General features: G+C 71.3%; 21 protein-coding genes and 1 riboswitch. Of the genes, 14 read left to right on the top strand and 7 right to left on the bottom strand.

The window, feature by feature from the left end:
- Window positions 1-3: 3 nt before the first annotated feature.
- Together fmt and ACLQ2T_RS19425 are read left to right on the top strand one after the other, a co-directional pair.
- A complete protein-coding gene (fmt, locus tag ACLQ2T_RS19430) occupies window positions 4-930 on the top strand; it encodes a methionyl-tRNA formyltransferase (protein ID WP_425767846.1) in 927 nt (308 codons plus the stop codon).
- A complete protein-coding gene (locus tag ACLQ2T_RS19425; protein WP_425767769.1) occupies window positions 927-2,342 on the top strand; it encodes an RsmB/NOP family class I SAM-dependent RNA methyltransferase in 1,416 nt (471 codons plus the stop codon). Before fmt ends, ACLQ2T_RS19425 begins: the two co-directional genes overlap by 4 nt.
- 40 nt (window positions 2,343-2,382) lie before the next feature.
- Here the strand turns inward: ACLQ2T_RS19425 and ACLQ2T_RS19420 are convergent, their stop codons facing one another.
- Window positions 2,383-3,267, bottom strand: a complete 885-nt coding sequence (locus ACLQ2T_RS19420; protein WP_425767768.1) for a septum formation family protein — start codon at window positions 3,265-3,267, stop codon at window positions 2,383-2,385.
- 58 nt (window positions 3,268-3,325) lie between these two features.
- Window positions 3,326-4,213: a septum formation family protein gene (locus tag ACLQ2T_RS19415; protein ID WP_425767767.1), complete on the bottom strand. Its 888-nt coding sequence runs from the start codon at window positions 4,211-4,213 to the stop codon at window positions 3,326-3,328.
- Window positions 4,214-4,458: 245 nt separating this feature from the next.
- Between ACLQ2T_RS19415 and rpe the strand changes: the two genes are divergently transcribed.
- The 6 genes from rpe to ribH all read left to right on the top strand — a co-directional run bounded on the left by rpe (window position 4,459) and on the right by ribH (window position 10,120).
- Entirely contained in the window at window positions 4,459-5,139 is a 681-nt protein-coding gene (rpe, locus tag ACLQ2T_RS19410) for a ribulose-phosphate 3-epimerase (protein WP_425767766.1), read from the top strand.
- A 1-nt stretch (window position 5,140) separates the two neighbouring features.
- Window positions 5,141-6,121, top strand: a complete 981-nt coding sequence (locus tag ACLQ2T_RS19405; RefSeq protein WP_425767765.1) for a GGDEF domain-containing response regulator — start codon at window positions 5,141-5,143, stop codon at window positions 6,119-6,121.
- Between the two features lie 58 nt (window positions 6,122-6,179).
- A riboswitch (FMN riboswitch) is annotated at window positions 6,180-6,352 on the top strand.
- Window positions 6,353-6,494: 142 nt separating this feature from the next.
- Complete coding sequence (gene ribD / locus ACLQ2T_RS19400) at window positions 6,495-7,556, top strand: bifunctional diaminohydroxyphosphoribosylaminopyrimidine deaminase/5-amino-6-(5-phosphoribosylamino)uracil reductase RibD (RefSeq protein ID WP_425767764.1); 1,062 nt, start codon at window positions 6,495-6,497, stop codon at window positions 7,554-7,556.
- A gap of 2 nt (window positions 7,557-7,558) precedes the next feature.
- Window positions 7,559-8,233 carry a riboflavin synthase gene (locus tag ACLQ2T_RS19395; protein WP_425767763.1) on the top strand — a complete coding sequence of 225 codons (675 nt, stop codon included), beginning with the start codon at window positions 7,559-7,561 and terminating at the stop codon, window positions 8,231-8,233.
- A gap of 100 nt (window positions 8,234-8,333) precedes the next feature.
- The gene (locus ACLQ2T_RS19390; RefSeq protein ID WP_425767762.1) at window positions 8,334-9,614 is read left to right on the top strand and encodes a bifunctional 3,4-dihydroxy-2-butanone-4-phosphate synthase/GTP cyclohydrolase II; all 1,281 of its coding nucleotides are present in this window, start codon (window positions 8,334-8,336) and stop codon (window positions 9,612-9,614) included.
- Between the two features lie 5 nt (window positions 9,615-9,619).
- Window positions 9,620-10,120: a 6,7-dimethyl-8-ribityllumazine synthase gene (gene ribH / locus ACLQ2T_RS19385; RefSeq protein ID WP_425767761.1), complete on the top strand. Its 501-nt coding sequence runs from the start codon at window positions 9,620-9,622 to the stop codon at window positions 10,118-10,120.
- A gap of 25 nt (window positions 10,121-10,145) precedes the next feature.
- On the opposite strand, the gene ACLQ2T_RS19380 is transcribed toward ribH, so the two are convergent.
- From ACLQ2T_RS19380 to ACLQ2T_RS19360, 5 genes are all read right to left on the bottom strand, one after another.
- Window positions 10,146-10,799 (bottom strand): hypothetical protein, encoded by a 654-nt coding sequence (locus ACLQ2T_RS19380; protein WP_425767760.1) that lies wholly within the window; start codon window positions 10,797-10,799, stop codon window positions 10,146-10,148.
- A 101-nt stretch (window positions 10,800-10,900) separates the two neighbouring features.
- The gene (locus tag ACLQ2T_RS19375) at window positions 10,901-12,892 is read right to left on the bottom strand and encodes an acyl-CoA dehydrogenase (protein ID WP_425767759.1); all 1,992 of its coding nucleotides are present in this window, start codon (window positions 12,890-12,892) and stop codon (window positions 10,901-10,903) included.
- Between the two features lie 142 nt (window positions 12,893-13,034).
- On the bottom strand, window positions 13,035-13,778 hold the full coding sequence (locus ACLQ2T_RS19370) for an amino acid ABC transporter ATP-binding protein (protein ID WP_425767758.1): 744 nt from the start codon (window positions 13,776-13,778) through the stop codon (window positions 13,035-13,037).
- Window positions 13,779-13,780: 2 nt separating this feature from the next.
- Window positions 13,781-14,626 carry an amino acid ABC transporter permease gene (locus tag ACLQ2T_RS19365; RefSeq protein WP_425767757.1) on the bottom strand — a complete coding sequence of 282 codons (846 nt, stop codon included), beginning with the start codon at window positions 14,624-14,626 and terminating at the stop codon, window positions 13,781-13,783.
- Entirely contained in the window at window positions 14,623-15,540 is a 918-nt protein-coding gene (locus tag ACLQ2T_RS19360) for an ABC transporter substrate-binding protein (protein ID WP_425767756.1), read from the bottom strand. The genes ACLQ2T_RS19365 and ACLQ2T_RS19360 overlap by 4 nt, the downstream gene beginning before the upstream one ends.
- Before the next feature lie 87 nt (window positions 15,541-15,627).
- On the opposite strand from ACLQ2T_RS19360, the gene ACLQ2T_RS19355 reads away from it, so the two are divergent.
- The 6 genes from ACLQ2T_RS19355 to rplT all read left to right on the top strand — a co-directional run bounded on the left by ACLQ2T_RS19355 (window position 15,628) and on the right by rplT (window position 19,038).
- Entirely contained in the window at window positions 15,628-15,891 is a 264-nt protein-coding gene (locus ACLQ2T_RS19355) for a phosphoribosyl-ATP diphosphatase (protein WP_013732805.1), read from the top strand.
- A 44-nt stretch (window positions 15,892-15,935) separates the two neighbouring features.
- Window positions 15,936-16,781, top strand: coding sequence for an ATP phosphoribosyltransferase (hisG, locus tag ACLQ2T_RS19350; RefSeq protein WP_425767755.1), 846 nt, complete (start codon window positions 15,936-15,938; stop codon window positions 16,779-16,781).
- Window positions 16,782-16,866: 85 nt separating this feature from the next.
- Window positions 16,867-17,397, top strand: a complete 531-nt coding sequence (locus ACLQ2T_RS19345; RefSeq protein WP_425767754.1) for a PH domain-containing protein — start codon at window positions 16,867-16,869, stop codon at window positions 17,395-17,397.
- Between the two features lie 338 nt (window positions 17,398-17,735).
- Window positions 17,736-18,398, top strand: a complete 663-nt coding sequence (infC, locus tag ACLQ2T_RS19340) for a translation initiation factor IF-3 (RefSeq protein ID WP_425767753.1) — start codon at window positions 17,736-17,738, stop codon at window positions 18,396-18,398.
- Window positions 18,399-18,418: 20 nt separating this feature from the next.
- Window positions 18,419-18,613 carry a 50S ribosomal protein L35 gene (gene rpmI / locus ACLQ2T_RS19335; protein ID WP_221085149.1) on the top strand — a complete coding sequence of 65 codons (195 nt, stop codon included), beginning with the start codon at window positions 18,419-18,421 and terminating at the stop codon, window positions 18,611-18,613.
- 32 nt (window positions 18,614-18,645) lie between these two features.
- Entirely contained in the window at window positions 18,646-19,038 is a 393-nt protein-coding gene (gene rplT / locus ACLQ2T_RS19330) for a 50S ribosomal protein L20 (protein WP_327026717.1), read from the top strand.
- Window positions 19,039-19,092: the final 54 nt, after the last annotated feature.

Raw genomic sequence — 19,092 nt, 5'->3', positions numbered from 1 at the left:
GGAATGCATGTGATCTTCGCCGGAACCCCGGCCGTCGCCGTACCCGCCCTGGCCGCCGTCGCCGAGTCCCGGCACGAGCTGGTCGCCGTGGTCACCCGCCCGGACGCCCCGGCCGGTCGCGGTCGCGGCCTGGTCCGCTCCCCGGTGGGTGCCTGGGCCGACGAGCACGGCATCGAGGTGCTCACCCCGGCCCGCCCCCGTGAGCCGGAGTTCCTGGACCGGCTGCGCGAGCTGGCCCCGGACTGCGTACCGGTGGTGGCCTACGGGGCGCTGGTGCCGCCGGTGGCGCTGGAGATCCCCCGGCTGGGCTGGGTGAACCTGCACTTCTCGCTGCTGCCTGCCTGGCGGGGGGCCGCGCCCGTGCAGCACGCGGTGCTGCACGGTGACGAGATCACCGGGGCCAGCGTCTTCCAACTGGAGGAGGGGCTGGACACCGGCCCGGTCTACGGCACCCTCACGGACGAGATCCGGCCGGCCGACACCTCCGGTGACCTGCTGGAGCGGTTGGCCCACTCCGGTGCCGGTCTGCTGGTGGCGGTGCTGGACGCCTTGGAGGACGGCACCGCGCGGGCCGAGCCCCAGCCCGCCGAGGGGGTCACCCTGGCACCGAAGCTGACCGTGGAGGACGCCCGGGTCCGTTGGTCCGACCCGGCCTTCGCGGTGGACCGCCGGATCCGCGCCTGCACCCCGGCACCCGGACCCTGGACGACCTTCCGGGGCGAGCGGGTGAAGCTGGGACCGGTCGTAGCGGCACCCGACGCCGCCGCCCTCAAGCCCGGTGAGCTGCTGGTGGAGAAGTCGCGGGTACTCGTCGGCACGGCTACCGTCCCGATCCGCCTGGGCGAGGTGCGGGCGGCCGGCAAACGGGCCATGCCGGCCACCGACTGGGCGCGGGGCGTCCGGGTCAGTGCAGGGGAGGACTTCGCGTGAGGGACGCCGCACCCCGCCGGGAGACGGACCGTCGGGGCCCGCGTGCCCCGCGCCCGGCCATGGACCGCCCCCGGTACGCCGCATACCAGGCCGTCGCCGCGGTCAACCGGGACGACGCGTACGCCAACCTGGTGCTGCCGGCGATCCTGCGGGACGAGGGGCTGTACGGGCGGGATGCCGCCTTCGCCACCGAGCTGACCTACGGCACGCTGCGGCACTCCGGCACCCTGGACGCGATCCTCACCGCCGCGGCCGGTCGAGACGTGGAGCGCATCGACCCGCCGGTACGCGACGCCCTGCGCATCGGCGCGTACCAGCTGCTGCACACCCGGGTGCCCCCGCACGCGGCCGTCTCCTCGACGGTCGACCTGGTGCGGATGGTCGGTCAGGGGGCCACCGGGTTCGCCAACGCGGTGTTGCGCGAGGTCTCGGCATCTGACATCGACAAGTGGGTGGCCCGTCTGGCGCCGTCGATGGAGACCGACCCGATCGGTCACCTGGCCCTGGCCCACAGCCATCCACAGTGGATCATCCGGGCCTTCGCGGAGGCGCTCGGCGGGGACCTCGGCGAGACCACCCGGCTGCTGATCGAGAACAACGAACGTCCGCCGGTGCACCTGTGCGCCCGGCCGGGTCTGGCCGATCCGGTCGAGTTGGCCGACGCCTCCGGTGGCGCCCCGGGTGCCTTCTCGCCGTACGCGGTCTATCTGGCCGGCGGCGCTCCCGGGGACCTGGCCGCGGTGGTCGACGGGCGGGCCCACGTCCAGGACGAGGGTTCCCAACTGGTGGCCGCCGCCCTGGTGCAGGCACCGGTGGAGGGCCCGGACGGCCGCTGGCTCGATCTGTGTGCCGGGCCGGGTGGCAAGTCCGGGCTGCTCGGTGCCCTCGCGGCCCAGCGCGACGCCCGGCTGACCGCGGTGGAGGTGACCGAGCATCGGGCGCGACTCGTCGAGAACGCCACCCGGGGCCTGCCGGTGACGGTGTTGCACACCGACGGACGGCTGGTAGGTGACGAGCCGAAGCTGCCGGAGGGGCACTTCGACCGGGTGCTCGTCGACGCCCCGTGCACCGGTCTGGGTTCCCTGCGCCGTCGACCGGAGTCGCGGTGGCGCCGCCAGCCCTCGGATCTGCCGGCGTTGACCCGGTTGCAGCGTGAGTTGCTCACCGCCGGGCTCCGAGCGGTCCGCCCGGGTGGGGTGGTGGCCTACGTGACCTGTTCACCGCACACCGTGGAGACCCATGTGACCGTCACCGAGGCGGCCCGTCGCAGTGGCACCCCGGTGGACTTCGTCGACGCCCGGCCGCTGATGCCGGCGGGGATGCCGGGTCTCGGGGACGGGCCCACGGTGCAGTTGTGGCCGCATCGGCACGGCACGGACGCCATGTTCCTCGCCATGCTGCGCCGCGGCTGACCGCTCGCGGGACGGGTTGACGCCGAGCCCGCCGGTCGCCTCAGGTGATCGGCAGGGCTCGGCTGCCGGCCCCCTTCACCGAACGGTCCAGCACCCGCCGGTTGCTCCACATGAAGCACTGCACCCCCCGGTCGCCGCTGCGCCACTCGTCCTCGTCGGGGTGGTAGAAGATGGTGCCGGTGCGGTACTCGAGGTTGCCGTCGTCCGGCACCTTGGCGTACTTGGCGACCAGGCTGCGGCAGGCCCGATGGTTCCGGGTGGAGTTGTTCAGGAAGGCCTCGTAGCTGCTTTTCGGGGCCTTCCAGACACCGACGAACTCGGCCCGGTGCCGTGCCGTGCACTTCACGGCGACCATCTCGGTGACCTGGTTGCCGTCGGCCTTGGCCTGGAAACACCCGTACCGCAGGGGCGAGGACCCGGACAGGGCCCCGGCCAGGCTGGCGGTGCGGCGTACCGTAGTCGAGTCCTCCAGGTCGGACAGTTCGCGAACGTCGCAGCGGAACCAGCGTGCTCCGCCGGTCCACCCCTGCGGCGAGGGCAGGACCACACTCAACCTGACCCGGCCGATCCGCCAGTCGGCGCCGAGGGCTTTGCGTACCTGCTGGTCGCACTCGGTGAAGGCGGTCCGCATCAGGGCGCTGCCGGCGGTCGGTGGCTCCTTCTCGTCGGTCTCGGGCAGGGTGCCGACGTGCATGGTCTCGACCCGGTGCGGTTGATCGCAGGGCACCGGGGCGTAGTCGCGGAGATGACCGACCACCACAGGCTGGGGGTGACAGGTCTGTGCCGCGGGGGTGAACACCACCGGTGCCGCCATCGGCGCCCAGTCGTCGCTGAGATCACCGTCGGTCCCCTCCGGTCTCGTGCAGCCGCCGAGCGCCAGGGCCACCACAGTGCCCAGTGCGATTCCGGTCAGCCACCGTCGCATCCGTAGACCTCCCCCGTACCCGTTCACCCCGCACGCGCAGCGGCAGCATACGGCACCCTCAGGTCACCGGGAGCCCTTGCGGGCCGACCCCCCGCATCGATCCGGTGAGCTTGCGGTCGTCGCTCCACAACAGACACCGCACCCCCCGGTCGCCCTCCTCCCACTCCCGCTGGGAGGGCGGGTAGAAGATCGAGCCGGCGCGGTAGGGCAGGTCGGAGTTGTTGGGCACGTCCGCGTACGCGGCGATCAGCGACATGCAGCGGCGGTGTGCCTGGCCGGCGGACCTGCTGAACTCCTCCCAGGTCATGTCCCGCTCGATGTAGACCCCGACGAACTCGGCGCCGTGCGGTTCGGTGCACAGCACGGGGGCCATGTAGTTCAGGCTGTTGCCGATCAGTTTCGGGTCGAAGCAGCGGTGCACCAGGGGCGGGTCACCGATCAGCGCGCCACGCAGACTGCCGGTGCGGTTGACCGGCCGGGTGTTGTCGATGCTGTCGGTCTCGCTCAGGTCGCACCGGAACCACCGCGCGCCGCCGTTCCAGGCCGACACCGACGGCAGGGCGATGTTCAGGGTCAGGCGGGCGACATGCCAGTCGCCACCGAGGACCAGTCGGGCCCGCTGGTCGCACTCGGCACGGGCGGCGCGCAGGGCCGCGGAACCGGGGGAGGGGCGTGGGCCACGGGCCGCCGCACCGGTGAAGGCGCCGACGTGCACCGCCTCGGCCAGATGGTTGCGGGCGCAGTCCACGGTCTCGTAGGTGCTCGCCTGCACGATCGCGGTGACCCGGGGTAGGCAGGCGTCCGTGGCCGGGACGAACATCGTCGGTGCCCGCATGGCCGGCCAGTCGTCGGTGAGGTCGCCGTCCGTCGCGCCCTGCCGTACGCAGCCACTCAACGCAATCACAGCCGCACTGGCCAACGCCAGCGCCGCGAACCAGCGTCGCATCGTCCGCCCTTTCCGGGAGCCGGTGCCCGGCTGCGGCTCCCGTGCCCACGGCCAGCAGGTTACCGTCACCGTCCCGGATGGAGTGTCGCCGCGATTCGGCGCTCCGGCCAGTCGGAAATCACCATTTCGCGTGCCTCCGTCTCCGGAGGGTGTCATTCTGCACCATTGGTCACCTCTGGGTCACGTGGTGTCCGGTTCGGTGCCGTGCTGCCGGCGGCCGGTCACCGCCTTCGTACACTGGCCCGGTGACCGTACCGCCGCTGATCGTCGCGCCCAGCATCCTCGCCGCCGATTTCGCCCGCCTCGCCGAGGAGGTCCGCGCCGTCGAGAACGCCGCGGACTGGCTGCACGTGGACGTGATGGACAACCACTTCGTACCGAACCTGACCATCGGGCTGCCGGTGGTGCAGAGTCTGCGCGCCGCCACCGAACTACCCTTCGACGTCCACCTGATGATCAACGATCCGCATCGGTGGGCGCCCGGCTACGCCGACGCCGGGGCCTACAACGTCACCTTCCACGCCGAGGCGTGTGACGATCCGGTGGCGCTGGCCAAGGACCTGCGCGCGGCCGGGGCCAAGGCCGGACTGGCGATCGACCGGGACACCCCGATCGAGCCGTACCTGGACCTGCTGCCCCACTTCGACACCCTGCTGGTGATGACCATCAAGGCCGGGTTCGGTGGCCAGCGGTTCATTCCGCAACTGCTGGACAAGGTCCGCGCCGCCCGCCGGCACCGCGACGCCGGTCACCTGGAACTGCGCATCGAGGTGGACGGCGGGATCGCCGCCGACACCATCGAGCAGGCCGCCGCGGCCGGTGCCGACGCCTTCGTCGCCGGGACCGCGGTCTACGGGGCGGACGATCCGGCCGAGGCGGTACGCCGACTGCGGGGGTTGGCGGAGCGCGCGGTCGACGGGCAGTGAGGTGGAGGCCGCCGGCGATCGCAAGGACGTGATCCTCGTCGTCGACGACGACGAGGACATCGCCCGTTTCGTCGAGTTCAACCTGCGGTTGCACGGTTTCGAGGTCATGCTGGCCGGCGACGGTCAGGAGGCGTTGGAGCTGATCGCCCGTCAGCGTCCCGATCTGGCCGTGGTCGACCTGATGATGCCCCGCATCGACGGCCTGGAGTTGACCCGGCGGCTGCGGGCCGATCCGATGACGGCCGTCCTGCCGGTGATCATGCTGACCGCCAAGGGGATGACCCAGGACAAGGTCAACGGGCTCAGCGCGGGCGCGGACGACTATCTGGTCAAGCCCTTCGACACCCTGGAACTGCTGGCCCGGGTCACCTCGACGCTGCGCCGCAACAAGGAGTTCCGGGAGGTCTCCCCGCTCACCGGGCTACCGGGCAACAGCCGCATCCGGCGGGAGATCGCCGATCGGGTCCGTACCGGCACGGACTACGCGGTGGGCTACATCGACATCGACCGGTTCAAGAGCGTCAACGACCGGTACGGGTTCGTCCGGGGCGACGACTTCATCTCCGCGTTGGCCCGCACCCTGCATCAGGCGGTGGTCTCGGTGGCCCCGCCGCCGGCCTTCCTGGGGCATGTCGGTGGGGACGATTTCGTCTTCGTCTGCACCCCGGATCAGGTCCTGCCGCTGACCTCCCGGGTATCCGCACAATTCGAGAAGGCGGCGGACGCCCTCTACGACCCCACCGACCGCGAACGGGGGTACGTGGAACTGAAGGACCGGCGGGGAAACATCCGAAAAGCGGCCTTGGTGACCCTGTCCATCGGGGTCTGCGTATCCGACTCCGACAAGCGTCTGACCAGCCCACTTGAGGCCATGACGATTGCTTCGGAAATGAAAACCGTGGCCAAGAGCCAGCCCGGTTCGTACGTGGCGGTGGACCGTCGGCGCAGTGTCGGTGAGCCGGGTAACCGTCATGTGAAGTAGCTCGCCGGGCTGGCCAAATCACCCGCCCTACGTGTAAGACTTTCCCTCAGTACCCACCACGCGCTGGCGGGACTCGGTGTAATTCCGAACCGGCGGTGATCCACGGTCTGACCGTGGTAAGCCCGCGACCCGGGAGCGGTTAGTCCGCCCGGTGGACCTGGTGAGAATCCGGGGCCGACGGTTGGGTGCGGTCCGTCCGCGCCCAGACAGTCCGGATGGGAGACAGCGCGCGGATCGGAAGGGTCGGTGCTCGCCGGATCTCGGCGTGCGCACCCACCCGCCCGGGGGCGGCTGTGCCGTTCCTGGACTCCGCCGCATGCCTGATCCCCTCTCCCGCCCGCGCCAGGACCAGCGAGAGGGCAGGGACCAGGCGATGGCGAGCGTCTCCGTGGACGAGGCGATGCGTCGCGCGATCGAACTCGCGGCGCGCGGGCTCGGCACGACAAGTCCCAATCCCGTGGTCGGCTGCGTGCTGCTCGACGCCGACGGCGAGGTCGTCGGCGAGGGCTTCCACGCGTACGCCGGTGGGCCGCATGCCGAGATCGTCGCGCTGGCCCAGGCCGGTGACCGGGCGAAGGGCGGCACCGCCGTGGTCACCCTGGAACCCTGCGACCACACCGGGCGTACCGGCCCGTGCAGCAACGCCCTGGTGCAGGCCCAGGTGGCGCGGGTGGTCATCGCGGTGCCCGACCCCACCCCGGTGGCGGCCGGGGGTGCGGCCACCCTGCGGGCCGCCGGTGTCCGGGTGGACCTGGGGGTCCGTGCCGCCGAGGCGGAACAGGGCAACATCGCCTGGCTGACCGCCATGCGCCGGGGCTGGCCCTACGTGATCTGGAAGTACGCGGCGACCCTGGACGGCCGCTCCGCGGCGGCCGACGGCACCAGCATGTGGATCACCTCCGAGGCGGCCCGGATGGACGTGCACGCGCTGCGCGCGACCGTCGACGCGGTGCTCGTCGGGGTGGGCACCGTCCTGGCCGACGACCCCCGGCTGACCGTACGCAACCTGCGCGACGGCAGCCTGGCCATCCGGCAGCCCCTGCGGGTGGTGGTCGACTCCGCCGGGCGTACCCCGGCCGACGCCCAGGTCCGCGACGGTGCGGCCCGCACCTGGATCGCCACCGCGGCCGAGGTGGGTGCCGGCCCGGAGGGCGGGGTGGACCTGCCCGCGCTGCTGGCCGCCCTGCACACCCGGGGGGTACGGGCGGTGCTGCTGGAGGGCGGGCCCAGGCTCGCCGGGGCCTTCCTGGCCGCCGGCCTGGTCGACCGGGTGGTCGGCTATCTGGCCCCCCGACTGCTCGGCGCCGGCCCGGCCGCCCTGGTCGACGCGGGTGTGACCACCATCGCCGAGGCCATCGACCTGGAGATCATCGACGTTACGCAGATCGGCCCCGATCTACGGATCACCGCGTCACCCCGCAAGAGGGAGGGCTAGGCATGTTCACCGGCATCGTCGAGGAACTGGGCGAGGTCGTCGGGGTCACCCCGACGGCGCAGGATTCCGTTCTGGTCGCGGTCCGTGGCCCTCTGGTCACCTCCGACGCTCGCCACGGCGACTCGATCGCGGTAAACGGCGTCTGCCTGACCGTCGTCGAGGTCGACGGCGGGGTGTTCACCGCAGACGTGATGGGGGAGACCCTGCGCCGTTCGGCCCTGGGCGGGCTGCGGGCCTCCGACCGGGTCAACCTGGAGCGGGCCGCCGCGCTGGGCAGCCGTCTCGGCGGACACCTGGTGCAGGGGCATGTCGACGGCGTCGGTGAGGTGCTGGCCCGGGAGCCCGCATCCCGCTGGGAGACCGTCCGGTTCCGGCTGCCGACGGGGCTGTCGCGGTACGTGGTGGAGAAGGGCTCGATCACCATCGACGGGGTCTCGCTGACCGTGGCCGAGGTCGGCACCGACTGGTTCACCGTCGGCCTGATCCCGACCACCCTGGCGCTGACCACCCTGGGCACCCGGGCTGTCGGCGACCCGGTCAACCTGGAGGTGGACGTGTTGGCCAAGTACGTCGAGCGGCTGCTCGGCGCAAACCCGCCCGGCGCCGATCCGCTCGGCGCCAACCCGCTCGGCGCCAACCCGCCCGCCCTCAACCTGCCCGGGCCGGTGGCGTCGTGACCGCCTCCAGCGGGTGCGGCCCGGTCGGCCGGTGGCGTACCGCCCGGCTCACCACCGCGACCTCCGTCCCGATTCCGTCCACCTACTCGGAGGCCGTCGCATGAGCGAGCACAGCGAGCCGGGACCCTTCACCGACATCGAGCAGGCCCTGGCGGACATCGCCGCCGGTCGGCCGGTCGTCGTGGTCGACGACCCCGACCGGGAGAACGAGGGCGACCTGATCTTCGCCGCCGAACTGGCCACCCCGGAACTGTTGGCCTTCACCGTGCGGTACACCTCCGGGTTCATCTGCGTACCGCTGACCGAGGGCGAGTGCGACCGGCTGGACCTGCCGCCCATGCACCACACCAACCAGGACCGCCGACAGACCGCGTACACCGTCACGGTGGACGCCCGGGAGGGGGTGAGCACCGGCATCTCCGCAGCCGACCGGGCGCACACCATCCGGCTGCTGGCCGACCCCTCGACCGGCCCGATCGACCTGGCCCGGCCCGGGCATGTGGTGCCGCTGCGGGCCCGCCCGGGCGGGGTGCTGCGGCGGGCCGGCCACACCGAGGCGGCCGTCGACCTGGCCCGGCTGGCCGGGCTGCGCCCGGCCGGGGTGCTCTGCGAACTGGTCAACGACGACGGCACCATGATGCGCCTGCCGGACCTGGAGAAGTTCTGCGCCGAGCACTCGCTGGCCCTGATCACCATCGCCGACCTGATCGCCCACCGGCGTCGTACCGAGAAGCAGGTCGAACTGGTCGCCGAGGCCCGGATGCCCACCGAGCACGGGGTGTTCCGGGCGGTGGGCTACCGCAGCGAGAACGACTCGGCCGAACACGTCGCCCTGGTGATGGGGGACATCGGTGACGGCCGGGACGTGCTGGTGCGGGTGCACTCCGAGTGCCTGACCGGGGACGCCTTCGCCTCGGTGCGCTGCGACTGCGGCCCCCAACTCAACGCCGCCCTGGACCGGGTGGCCCGGGAGGGGCGGGGAGTGGTCCTCTACGTGCGCGGTCACGAGGGGCGGGGCATCGGGCTGCTGCACAAACTGCGGGCCTACCAGCTGCAGGACCAGGGCCGCGACACGGTCGACGCCAACCTGGACCTGGGCCTGCCGGCCGACGCGCGGGACTACGGCACCGGGGCTCAGATCCTCTACGACCTCGGGGTGCGCACCATGCGGCTGCTCACCAACAACCCGGCCAAGCGGGCCGGGCTGGAGGGCTACGGGCTCACCGTCACCGGCCGGGAGAGCCTGCCGGTACGCACCCACCCGGAGAATGTGCGGTACCTGCGCACCAAGCGGGACCGGATGGGGCACCTGCTCGACGTGGACGAGACCGCCGAGGCCCCGATGGGCCGTCCGGTGGCCGGCAACGAGATCGGAGCGTAGGACAGATGGCGGGTTTCGGTGAGCCGGGTGCGGCCGCGGTCGACGCGGCGGGGATGACCGTGGGGGTGGTCGCCGCCCGCTGGCACGGTGACCTGACCGATCACATGCTCGACCGGGCGGTGGCCGCCGCGCAGGCCTGCGGTGCCCGGGCCGTGGTGGCCCGGGTGGCCGGCTCGGTGGAACTGCCGGTGGTGGCCCAGGCCCTGGCCCGCCGCTGTGACGTGGTGGTCGCCCTGGGGGTGGTGGTGCGGGGCGCCACCGCCCACTTCGACTACGTCTGCCAGTCGGTCACCGAGGGGCTGACCCGGGTGGCCCTCGACGAGGGCAAGCCGGTGGCGCACGGGGTGCTCACGGTCGACACCCTTGAGCAGGCCCGCGACCGGGCCGGGCTGCCCGGCTCGGCCGAGGACAAGGGCTGGGCCGCCACCGTCGCCGCGCTGGAGGCCGCCCTGGCCATCCGGCAGGTCAGCACCGGCGGCAACCAGCGCGTCGGCTTCGGGGTCTGACCGGGAGTCCCGGCCCTCCACCGGCTCAGACTTCGGTCTCGTCGGGGTCGAACTGTTCCCGGACGGCCTCCTCGACCGCCGTCGCGGACAGTCTGGTGACCACCTGCCCGCTGATCGAGCAGCCGGCCCAGTAGCTGCCGGTGGACTGCGAGCCCTGAATGCTCCAGTAGTCGCTGTCGCACCGGGCCACGTCCCTGTTGACGGCGTCGACGTCCGCCTCGCTCAGCAGCACGTGCGGGATGCCGGTCTTGCTGATGTACATGAAGTCCGTCGGCATGTAGATCGTCACGTTGTCCACCCCGGCGGCGGCCAGCAGGCCGGCCAGCGCGGTGACGTCGTGCCCGGTGTGGCAGACCAGGAACCAGAGGGTACGGCCGCTGAGGCCGGCCGGGGTGAACTTCAGCGTGACGTCCTGGACGAACTCGTCCAGCCAGCGCCCCCCGATCCAGGGTGCCTCCTGGTGGTGTCGGTCGTCGAGGTGGTAGCCGGAGTGGGCGAGCACCAGCACCGGCTCGCCGGGGTCCAGCGCAGGCACGAGCGGGGTCTGCATCTCGGCGATCGTGCTGTTCTGCTCGGACCGCAGGACGTGTGTCGCGACCGCCTCATTGTCCCGCAGGCGCTTGAGGTCGGCCGCGAACACTCGGCTCAGCTTGCTCTCGCTCTCGATGATCCAGATCATCAGGGGCTCCCGTCCATGAAGGGTGTGGCCCCAGGATCCGCTCGCACTTCGCGATCGTGGTCGCTACGGTCCGTTACCGAACAGTCGGGAATCAGGCCCGGTCACGTCGGGACGGTCTGCGGGTCACCGGCGGCGTCGTGGGTGGCCATGGCCTCCTGCCGGTCGCCCTCCTCGCGCAGCATGGCGCAGTGCAGCCACGCCGGCGGGATGCCGAAGCCCTCCACCAGGGTGCCCATCTGCGGGCGTAGCTCCTTGAGCAGGCTGTTCACCACCCCGGTGATCGCCTTGGCGCGGGCCGGGGTGAGTCGGCCGTGCTCCAGGAACCAGCCCTTGTGGGTCTCGATGACGCTGAGGGCGTACAGATCACAGACCCGGGACAGCAGGGCCTTGACCGCCGGGTCGGTGGTGTTCTCGATGCCGGCGACGAACGCCTCCAGGGTGACCCGGTCGACATGGGCGGCGGCGGCCGTCAGGACGTGATCCTGCACGTCGTTGAAGATGTCGAAGGGGCGGTCCCTCTTGGTGGCGGCGCCGTTGCGCAGCCGCCGGACCGCGCCGTCGAGCAGGTGCTTCTCCCGGTCCTCGAAGACCTTGAGCTGCCAGCCCCGGTCGGTGACGGCGACCTCCTCGTCACGGCCGGGCACGGCGCCGACGAGCCGTTCGATGAGCGCCCGCGCGGCGGTACGCTCCAACACCATCTCGCGGACCTGTTCGGCGACGAAGGAGGCACGCCCCCAACCGTCCAGGGAACCGAACTCGTCCCGGTAGCCGGTGAGCAGCCCCTTGGCCACCAACTGCAAGAGCACGGTGTTGTCGCCCTCGAAGGTGGTGAAGACGTCCGTGTCGGCCTTCAGGCCGGGCAGCCGGTTCTCGGCCAGGTAGCCGGCGCCGCCGCAGGCCTCCCGGCACATCTGGATGGTGCGGGTGGCGTGCCAGGTCTGCGCGGCCTTCAGACCGGCCGCCCGGGACTCCAACTCCCGCTGCTGATGCTCGTCGACCGGTTCGCCGCCGCCCTGCACCTCGTCGATCGCGGCCACCAGCTCGGCCTGGGCGAAGTGCAGGGCGTAGGTGGTGGCCAGGGCCGGCAGCAGCTTGCGCTGGTGGGCCAGGTAGTCGTTGAGCAGCACCTCCCGTTCGGCGTCGGGGGCGCTGAACTGGCGGCGCAGGTCGCCGTAGCGCACCGCGATGGTCAGCGCCACCTTGGTGGCCGCCGCCGCGGCGCCACCCACGCTGGCCCGGCCCCGGACCAGGGTGCCGAGCATGGTGAAGAAGCGCCGGGAGTCGTTCTCGATCGGGCTGGAGTAGGTGCCGTCGGCCGCCACCTGGCCGTACCGGTCCAGCAGCATCTCCCGAGGCAGGGTGACGTGGTCGAAGCTGAGCCGCCCGTTGTCCACCCCGAGCAGGCCGGCCTTGGGCCCGGCATCGCCGATGGTCACCTCGGGCATCGGGTTGCCCTGGGCGTCGCGGATGGGGACCAGCCAGGCGTGCACCCCGTGCCGCTGCCCCTTGGTGATCAACTGGGCGAAGACCACCGCCATCCGACCGTCTCGGGCGGCGTTGCCGATGTAGTCCTTGCGGGCCGCCTGATGCGGGGTGTGCAGGTCGAAGGTCTGGGTTTCCGGGTCGTAGGTGCAGGTGGTGCGCAGTTGCTGCACGTCCGAGCCGTGTCCGGTCTCGGTCATCGCGAAGCAGCCGAGGAGGTCACCGGCGACGATGTCGCGCAGGTAGGTGTCGTGGTGCCGCCGGGTGCCCAGGGACAGCACGGCACCGCCGAACAGGCCCCACTGCACCCCCGCCTTGACCATCAGGGACAGGTCGACCTGGGCCAGCATCTCGGTGGCCACGATCGAGCCGCCGACCTCGCCGTGGCCGCCGTACTCGGGTGGGAAGGCCGCCGGCATACCCGCATCGACCGGCAGTCGGCCCAGCAGCCGGGTGATCCGCTCCCGGGCCTGGTCGCCGGTCTCGCCGTACACCGGCAGGAAGCTGTCGTCGAGCTTGCGGCGATGAGCCTCGCGGACCTGGACCCACGGGCCGTCGAGGACCTCCTGCAGGCGGGCGGGGTCGACGGGCTCGGACGGACGACTGGACATGGCGGCTACCTCTGGCGACATCGTCATGGGTGCGTTTTGTACCCGATCGAGCTTACCCAGCCACCTTCTTGTGGCCTCGATCATGACGTTATCGGCCCGGAGAGTCGTTGCCCGCCGGGTATCCAGGGCGGGATCGGGAGATTCAGAGGCGACGGGCTTCGATGATGCGGGTCAGGAACTGGCGGGTGCGGGGGTGCACCGGGTCGGCCAGCACCTGGCTTGGTGGACCGGATTCGATCACCCGTCCGGCGTCCAGGAAGCAGATCTGGTCGGCCACGTCCCGGGCGAAGCCCATCTCGTGGGTGGCCAGCACCATGGTCATTCCCTCGGCCTTGAGGTCGCGGATCATCGTCAGCACCTCACCGACCAGCTCCGGATCCAGGGCCGAGGTGACCTCGTCGAGCAGCAACAACCGGGGGGAGTTGGCCAGCGCCCGGACGATCGCCACCCGCTGCTGCTGGCCCCCGGAGAGCCGGTCCGGGTACGCGTCGGCCTTGGCCCCCAACCCCACCCGCTCCAGCAGCTCCCGGGCCCGGGCCTCCGCCTCGGCCCGCGCCCGGCGGTGCACCCGACGGGGCGCCAGAGTGATGTTGTCCAGCACGCTCAGGTGCGGGAAGAGGTTGTACGACTGGAACACCATGCCGATGCGACGGCGTACCTTGTCGGGGTCGACGCCCGGCGCGGTGATGTCCTCGCCGTCCAGCTCGATCGTCCCGTCGTGCAGGTCCTCCAGCAGGTTGATGCAGCGCAGCAGGGTCGACTTGCCCGAACCGGAGGACCCGATCAGGGCCACCACCTGGTGTTCGGCCACGGTCAGGTCGAGACCGTCGAGGACCACCTGGTCCCCGAAGACCTTACGCAGCCCTCGGCACCGCAACACGTCCATGGTCAGCCTCCGGACTGGCGTCGGGCCGCCCGCAGCGTCACCCGGTCGGTGACGGCGATCAGCGGAATGGCCAGCAGGACGAAGAGCACCCCGGCCAGGATGTACGGGGTGTAGTTGAAGCTCTGTGCGGTTTCGATCTGCGCGGCCCGGACCGCGTCGATCGGCCCGGCCAGGGAGACCAGACCGACGTCCTTCTGCAACGCCACCACGTCGTTGAGCAGCGGCGGTGCCACCCGCCGGACGGCCTGGGGCAGCACCACGTGCCGCATGGTCTGCCGGTAGGTCAGCCCCAGGGACCGGGCCGCCGCCAACTGGCTGGGATGCACCGACTCGATGCCGGCGCGGAACACCTCGGCCAGGTACCCGCTGTAGGTGAGCACCAGCGCCAACCCGCCCAGCACCAGCACCGACGGCATGCCCTGCAACCGCAGACCGGGCACGCCGAGGGTGAGCACGTAGAGCACGATGATCAACGGCAGGCCCCGGAAGGCGTACGTGTAGCCGGTGGCCAGGGCCCGGATCGGGAAGAAGACCGGCCCCCGCAGGGTACGCAGGATCGCGATGATCAGCCCGAGCAGCAGCGCCCCGAGCGCGCAGCAGACCAGCAACCGCAGATTGAGCCAGAGGCCGGTCAGCACCGCCGGCAGGGCGTCGCGGGCGATCTGCGGGTCGAGGAACGAGGCGCGTACCCGGTCCCAGCCGGGTGCCCCGGTCACCGCGATCGCCAGCAGGGTGCCGATCGCCGCCGTGGAGGCGGCGGCGATCAGCACACTCAGCGTGGTCTGCCGGCGGCGGTACTCCTCACGGGCCCGCTGGGCCGGGGAGGGGACGTGACGGGTGGTGCTCACGTGAGTTCAGGGGCTCCCGCGACCTGGGCCAGCCAGCGCTGCTCCAACTCCTTCAACACCCCGTCGGCGGAGAGTTGCCCGACCGCGTTGCTGACACAACCGGTGAGCGGGGAGTCCTTGTCCAGCAGCAGCCCGAACGTCTCCGGGGTGCCCACCTGCGGCAACTGCCCGACGATCACCGCGTCCTCGATCTCGGCGGCGGTGATGTAGAAGGCGGTGGGCAGGTCGACGACCAGGCCGTCGAGCTGGCCGTTCTGCAGGGCCTTCTTGGCGTCGTCGTTGCTGTTGTAGACCTGCGGCTGCTGGGTCGGCTTCACCAGGTCGGTGATCGCCTGGTAGCTGGTCGTGCCGACCTGGGCGCCGAGCTTGGCGTCGCGCAGGTCCGCCAGGCTGGTCTTGCCGGCGATCTTGGAGGACTTCAGCGCGATTACGGTCTGCCGCACCAGGTAGTAGGGGGCGGAGAAGTCGACCGCCTTCTTGCGCTCGTCGGTGATCGAGAACTGGTTGATGTCGAAGTCGAAGGTCTTGGGGCCGGGCGCGATGGCCGAGTCGAACTTCACCCGCGTCCAGACGACCTCGTCGCGGGTGTAGCCGAGCTTCTCCGCCACCGCGTAGGCCACCGCCGACTCGTAGCCCTCGCCGCTGTCGGGCTTGTTGTCGACGAACCACGGCTGGTAGGCCGGCTCGTCGGTGGCGATGGTGAGCTTGCCGGGGGTCTGGGTGGGTAGGTTCTCCTTGGCGCACGCGTTGGCGCCGGAGGCCGTGGGCTGGGGGCGGGCTCGCTCTGCGGGGCGCAGGCGGTGACCGCGAAGAGGACCGCGCCGGCCGTGGCGAGCGTACGGATGCGTGGGGTGCTGACCATGGCCGACAGCGTACGACCACCTGCGGTGACCGCCGTACCGGTGTCCCACCATGGTGGTAGGGAATACAGGTCCCGCTCACCGGTCACCACCGGACCCGGTGCGTGCCGCCACCCAGGGCGACTGGGAGAATCCGGTTCCGTGAAGACGTTCGAGGAGTTGTTCGCCGAGCTGCAGGCCAAGGCCGCGGCCGGCACCCCCGGCTCGGGCACGGTCGCCGCGCTGGAGAAGGGGGTGCACTTCATCGGTAAGAAGGTGGTCGAGGAGGCCGCCGAGTCGTGGATGGCCGCCGAACATGAGGGGCCCGAGCGCACCGCCGAGGAGATCTCCCAGCTGCTCTACCAGGTTCAGGTGTTGATGCTCGCCAGCGGGTTGGAGCTCAAGGACGTCTACCGACATCTCTGAGTGCCCGCCATCGACCCTGGACCCGATCGAAGGAGCACTCCGTCATGCTGCGTGTCGCCGTACCCAACAAGGGCGCCCTGGCCTCCTCGGCCGCCGAGATGCTGCGCGAGGCGGGTTACCGCCAGCGCAGCGACCCCAAGGACCTGGTCTGCCGGGACGAGGCCAACGACATCGAATTCTTCTACCTGCGGCCGAAGGACATCGCCACCTACGTCGGCTCCGGTGATCTGGACGTCGGGATCACCGGCCGGGACCTGCTGATCGACTCCGGCGCACCGGCCGAGGAGGTCGTCGACCTGAACTTCGGCCGGGCCACCTTCCGGTTCGCCGCCCGCCCGGACGACGTCGACGACGTACGGGAGTTGGGTGGGCACCGGATCGCCACCGCCTACCCGGGCCTGGTCGAGCGCTACCTGGCCGAGCTGGGTGTCAAGGCCGAGGTGATCCGCCTCGACGGGGCGGTGGAGAACGCCATCCGACTGGGTGTGGCCGACGTGGTGGCCGACGTGGTGGAGACCGGGGCCACCCTGCGCCAGGCCGGCCTGGTGGTCTTCGGTGAGCCGCTGCTGCGCTCCTCGGCGGTGCTGGTCCGTCGGGCCGGGGCGGGGTCCCAGCCGCAGGCGGAGCAGTTGCTGCGCCGGCTGCACGGGGTGCTGGTGGCCCGCCGGTACGTGATGCTCGCCTACGACGTGCCGGCCGGTCTGCTGGACCGGGCCAGTTCCCTGACCCCGGGCATCGAGTCGCCGACGGTCTCCCCGCTGCACCGCGAGGGCTGGGTGGCGGTGCAGGCCATGGTGCTCCGCGACGACGTGCACCGGATCATGGACGAGCTCTACGAGCTCGGGGCCCGGGCGATCCTGGTCACCAACATCCACGCCTGCCGGTTGTGAGGCCGGTGCCGGCGTTGGTGTCGGTGCTGGTGTCGCCGCGTGTGGCGCCGTCCGCCCGGCCGTGGGCGGATGGCAGACTGATGGCATGAGTCAGCGGCGGGACCCAGCGCAGCCCAGTGCCGGCACGGCCGACCCGCAGCCGGTGACCGGCGGTGAGTCGGTCCGGCTCCGACCCCGGCGCATCCGGGTGGTCTGCTGGGTGTCGGCGGTCGTACTGGTGGTGGTGTTCGCGTTGATCGCCACCACCCTGACCGGCCCCACCGGCAACGGCTTCGGCACCTTCCAGCGCGGCGACCAGTTCGCCATGATCGGCCTAGGGGTGATCTTCGCCCTCGGCACCCTGCTGTTCACCCGTCCCAGGGTGGACGCGGACGCGCGCGGGGTGCGGGTGCGCAACATCATCGGCTCCTACGAGCTGCCCTGGGAGGTCGTGCGGGGGATCCGGTTCGACCGGGGTGCGCCCTGGGCCGCCCTGGAGTTGTACGACGACGACCTGCTGCCGATGGTGGCCCTCCAGGCCGCCGACAAGCAGCTGGCGGTCGACGGGGTCCGGGCCCTGCGCCGGCTGCACCAGGCCCACCTGGCCGCCCTGGCCCAGGGTGCCTCCGGCTCCTGACCCCCTCGTCCCGAGCCGCCGGCCATGCCGGGTTGGGGCCCCGGTGGCCGTGGGTGTAGTGTGGTCAAGTCGACCAGGCTGTCCGCGTGAGTGGATGGCCGTGAAAGTGGGGCGCCTGCTCCCACCCGAGTCGCCGACTGCGGCGGCCGGGTCCGGTCACCGGTTCCGGGCACCTCCCGGTTCCGGATGCGCGATCCTGTGATCGTGCCGACCGGTCGAGCGGGCCCTGGCATGTGCCGGGGCCTTCTGCTTTCCGGGCCGGTTCCCGACGGGGACCGCACGGGTCGGCCACCGATGAAGAACCGACTCGAGGAGGCCCCATCAGCGTCGAACCACGCGTGAACGAGCAGATCCGGGCACGTGAGGTCCGACTGGTCGGCCCCGAGGGTGAGCAGGTGGGCATCGTCCCGCTGGAGCGCGCCCTTCAGCTGGCCGCGGACGTCGATCTGGACCTGGTCGAGGTTGCGCCGATGGCGCGCCCGCCGGTGTGCAAGCTCATGGACTTCGGCAAGTTCAAGTACGAGAGCGCACTGAAGGCGCGCGAAGCGCGGCGTAACCAGCAGCAGACCGTCATCAAGGAGATGAAGCTCCGCCCGAAGATCGATCCGCACGACTACGAGACCAAGAAGGGTCACGTGGTGCGGTTCCTCAAGGCCGGAGACAAGGTCAAGGTGACGATCATGTTCCGCGGTCGCGAGCAGAGTCGCCCGGAGCTGGGTTACCGGCTTCTGCGTCGGCTCGAATCCGAGATCACGGAACTGGGATACGTTGAGTCCGCTCCTAAGCAGGACGGCCGAAACATGATCATGGTTCTCGCTCCGCACCGGGCCGTGAAGGCCTCCGCGGTCGCCGCCACGGCGTCGCGTGGTGGACCTCGGGAGCGGACCGCGGAGGATTCCGTGGCGGCTACCGAGCCCGAGGCGGCTACCGAGTCCGTGGCGGCCGGTGAGAGCGCAGCAGCCGGTGAGACCGGCGGGACCGCTGACACCAGCGGCCAGTAACAGGGGAGAAGACGTTCCACATGCCGAAGATGAAGAGCCACACGGGGACGGGTAAGCGGGTCCGGGTGACTGGCAAGGGCAAGCTCATGAAGGAGCAGGCCAACAAGCGCCACCTCCTGGAGAAGAAGCCCTCCACCCGTACCCGGCGGCTGACGGGCGTGGTCGAGGTGGCCAAGGCCGACGTCAAGCGCATCAAGAAGCTGCTCGGCCGCTGACGCGCGCCACCTGAGCCCAAGAAGGAGTTGAGATGGCACGCGTCAAGCGGGCTGTGAACGCCCAGAAGAAGCGCCGTACCCTGCTGGAGACCGCGAGTGGTTACCGCGGTCAGCGCTCCCGGCTGTACCGCAAGGCCAAGGAGCAGGTGCTGCACTCGATGCAGTACGCCTACCGGGACCGTCGCGACCGCAAGGGTGACTTCCGGCAGTTGTGGATCCAGCGGATCAACGCGGGTGCCCGTGCCAACGGGATGACCTACAACCGGCTGATCCAGGGCCTGCGCCTGGCCGGCATCGAGGTCGACCGCAAGATCCTGGCCGACATGGCCGTCAACGACGCCGCCGCCTTCGCGGCGATCGTCGAGTTGGCCCGTGCCGCGGTGCAGGCCGAGGGCATCGGCGGCGCGGCGGCCCAGGCCGCCTGATCCCCGCACGACACCGCGAGGCGTCCCTCGACCAGGGGGGCGCCTCGCGTGTGT

It is taken from the genome of Micromonospora sp. DT229 (assembly GCF_049844505.1).
Taxonomy (GTDB): domain Bacteria; phylum Actinomycetota; class Actinomycetes; order Mycobacteriales; family Micromonosporaceae; genus Micromonospora.
This window is presented reverse-complemented; position numbering and strand designations above follow the sequence as displayed.

Excerpts from the sequence above, each read along its gene's own strand:
- ACLQ2T_RS19370 (WP_425767758.1), bottom strand. The coding sequence starts at position 13,778 with ATGGACGTGTTGCGGTGCCGAGGGCTGCGTAAGGTCTTCGGGGACCAG.
- fmt (WP_425767846.1), top strand. The coding sequence starts at position 4 with ATGCATGTGATCTTCGCCGGAACCCCGGCCGTCGCCGTACCCGCCCTG.
- hisG (WP_425767755.1), top strand. The coding sequence starts at position 15,936 with ATGCTGCGTGTCGCCGTACCCAACAAGGGCGCCCTGGCCTCCTCGGCC.
- ACLQ2T_RS19345 (WP_425767754.1), top strand. The coding sequence starts at position 16,867 with ATGAGTCAGCGGCGGGACCCAGCGCAGCCCAGTGCCGGCACGGCCGAC.
- ACLQ2T_RS19420 (WP_425767768.1), bottom strand. The coding sequence starts at position 3,267 with ATGCGACGGTGGCTGACCGGAATCGCACTGGGCACTGTGGTGGCCCTG.
- rpmI (WP_221085149.1), top strand. The coding sequence starts at position 18,419 with ATGCCGAAGATGAAGAGCCACACGGGGACGGGTAAGCGGGTCCGGGTG.
- ACLQ2T_RS19375 (WP_425767759.1), bottom strand. The coding sequence starts at position 12,892 with ATGTCCAGTCGTCCGTCCGAGCCCGTCGACCCCGCCCGCCTGCAGGAG.
- ACLQ2T_RS19390 (WP_425767762.1), top strand. The coding sequence starts at position 8,334 with ATGAGCGAGCACAGCGAGCCGGGACCCTTCACCGACATCGAGCAGGCC.
- ribD (WP_425767764.1), top strand. The coding sequence starts at position 6,495 with ATGGCGAGCGTCTCCGTGGACGAGGCGATGCGTCGCGCGATCGAACTC.
- ACLQ2T_RS19415 (WP_425767767.1), bottom strand. The coding sequence starts at position 4,213 with ATGCGACGCTGGTTCGCGGCGCTGGCGTTGGCCAGTGCGGCTGTGATT.
- ACLQ2T_RS19395 (WP_425767763.1), top strand. The coding sequence starts at position 7,559 with ATGTTCACCGGCATCGTCGAGGAACTGGGCGAGGTCGTCGGGGTCACC.
- ACLQ2T_RS19380 (WP_425767760.1), bottom strand. The coding sequence starts at position 10,799 with ATGATCTGGATCATCGAGAGCGAGAGCAAGCTGAGCCGAGTGTTCGCG.
- rplT (WP_327026717.1), top strand. The coding sequence starts at position 18,646 with ATGGCACGCGTCAAGCGGGCTGTGAACGCCCAGAAGAAGCGCCGTACC.
- ACLQ2T_RS19360 (WP_425767756.1), bottom strand. The coding sequence starts at position 15,540 with ATGGTGGGACACCGGTACGGCGGTCACCGCAGGTGGTCGTACGCTGTC.
- ribH (WP_425767761.1), top strand. The coding sequence starts at position 9,620 with ATGGCGGGTTTCGGTGAGCCGGGTGCGGCCGCGGTCGACGCGGCGGGG.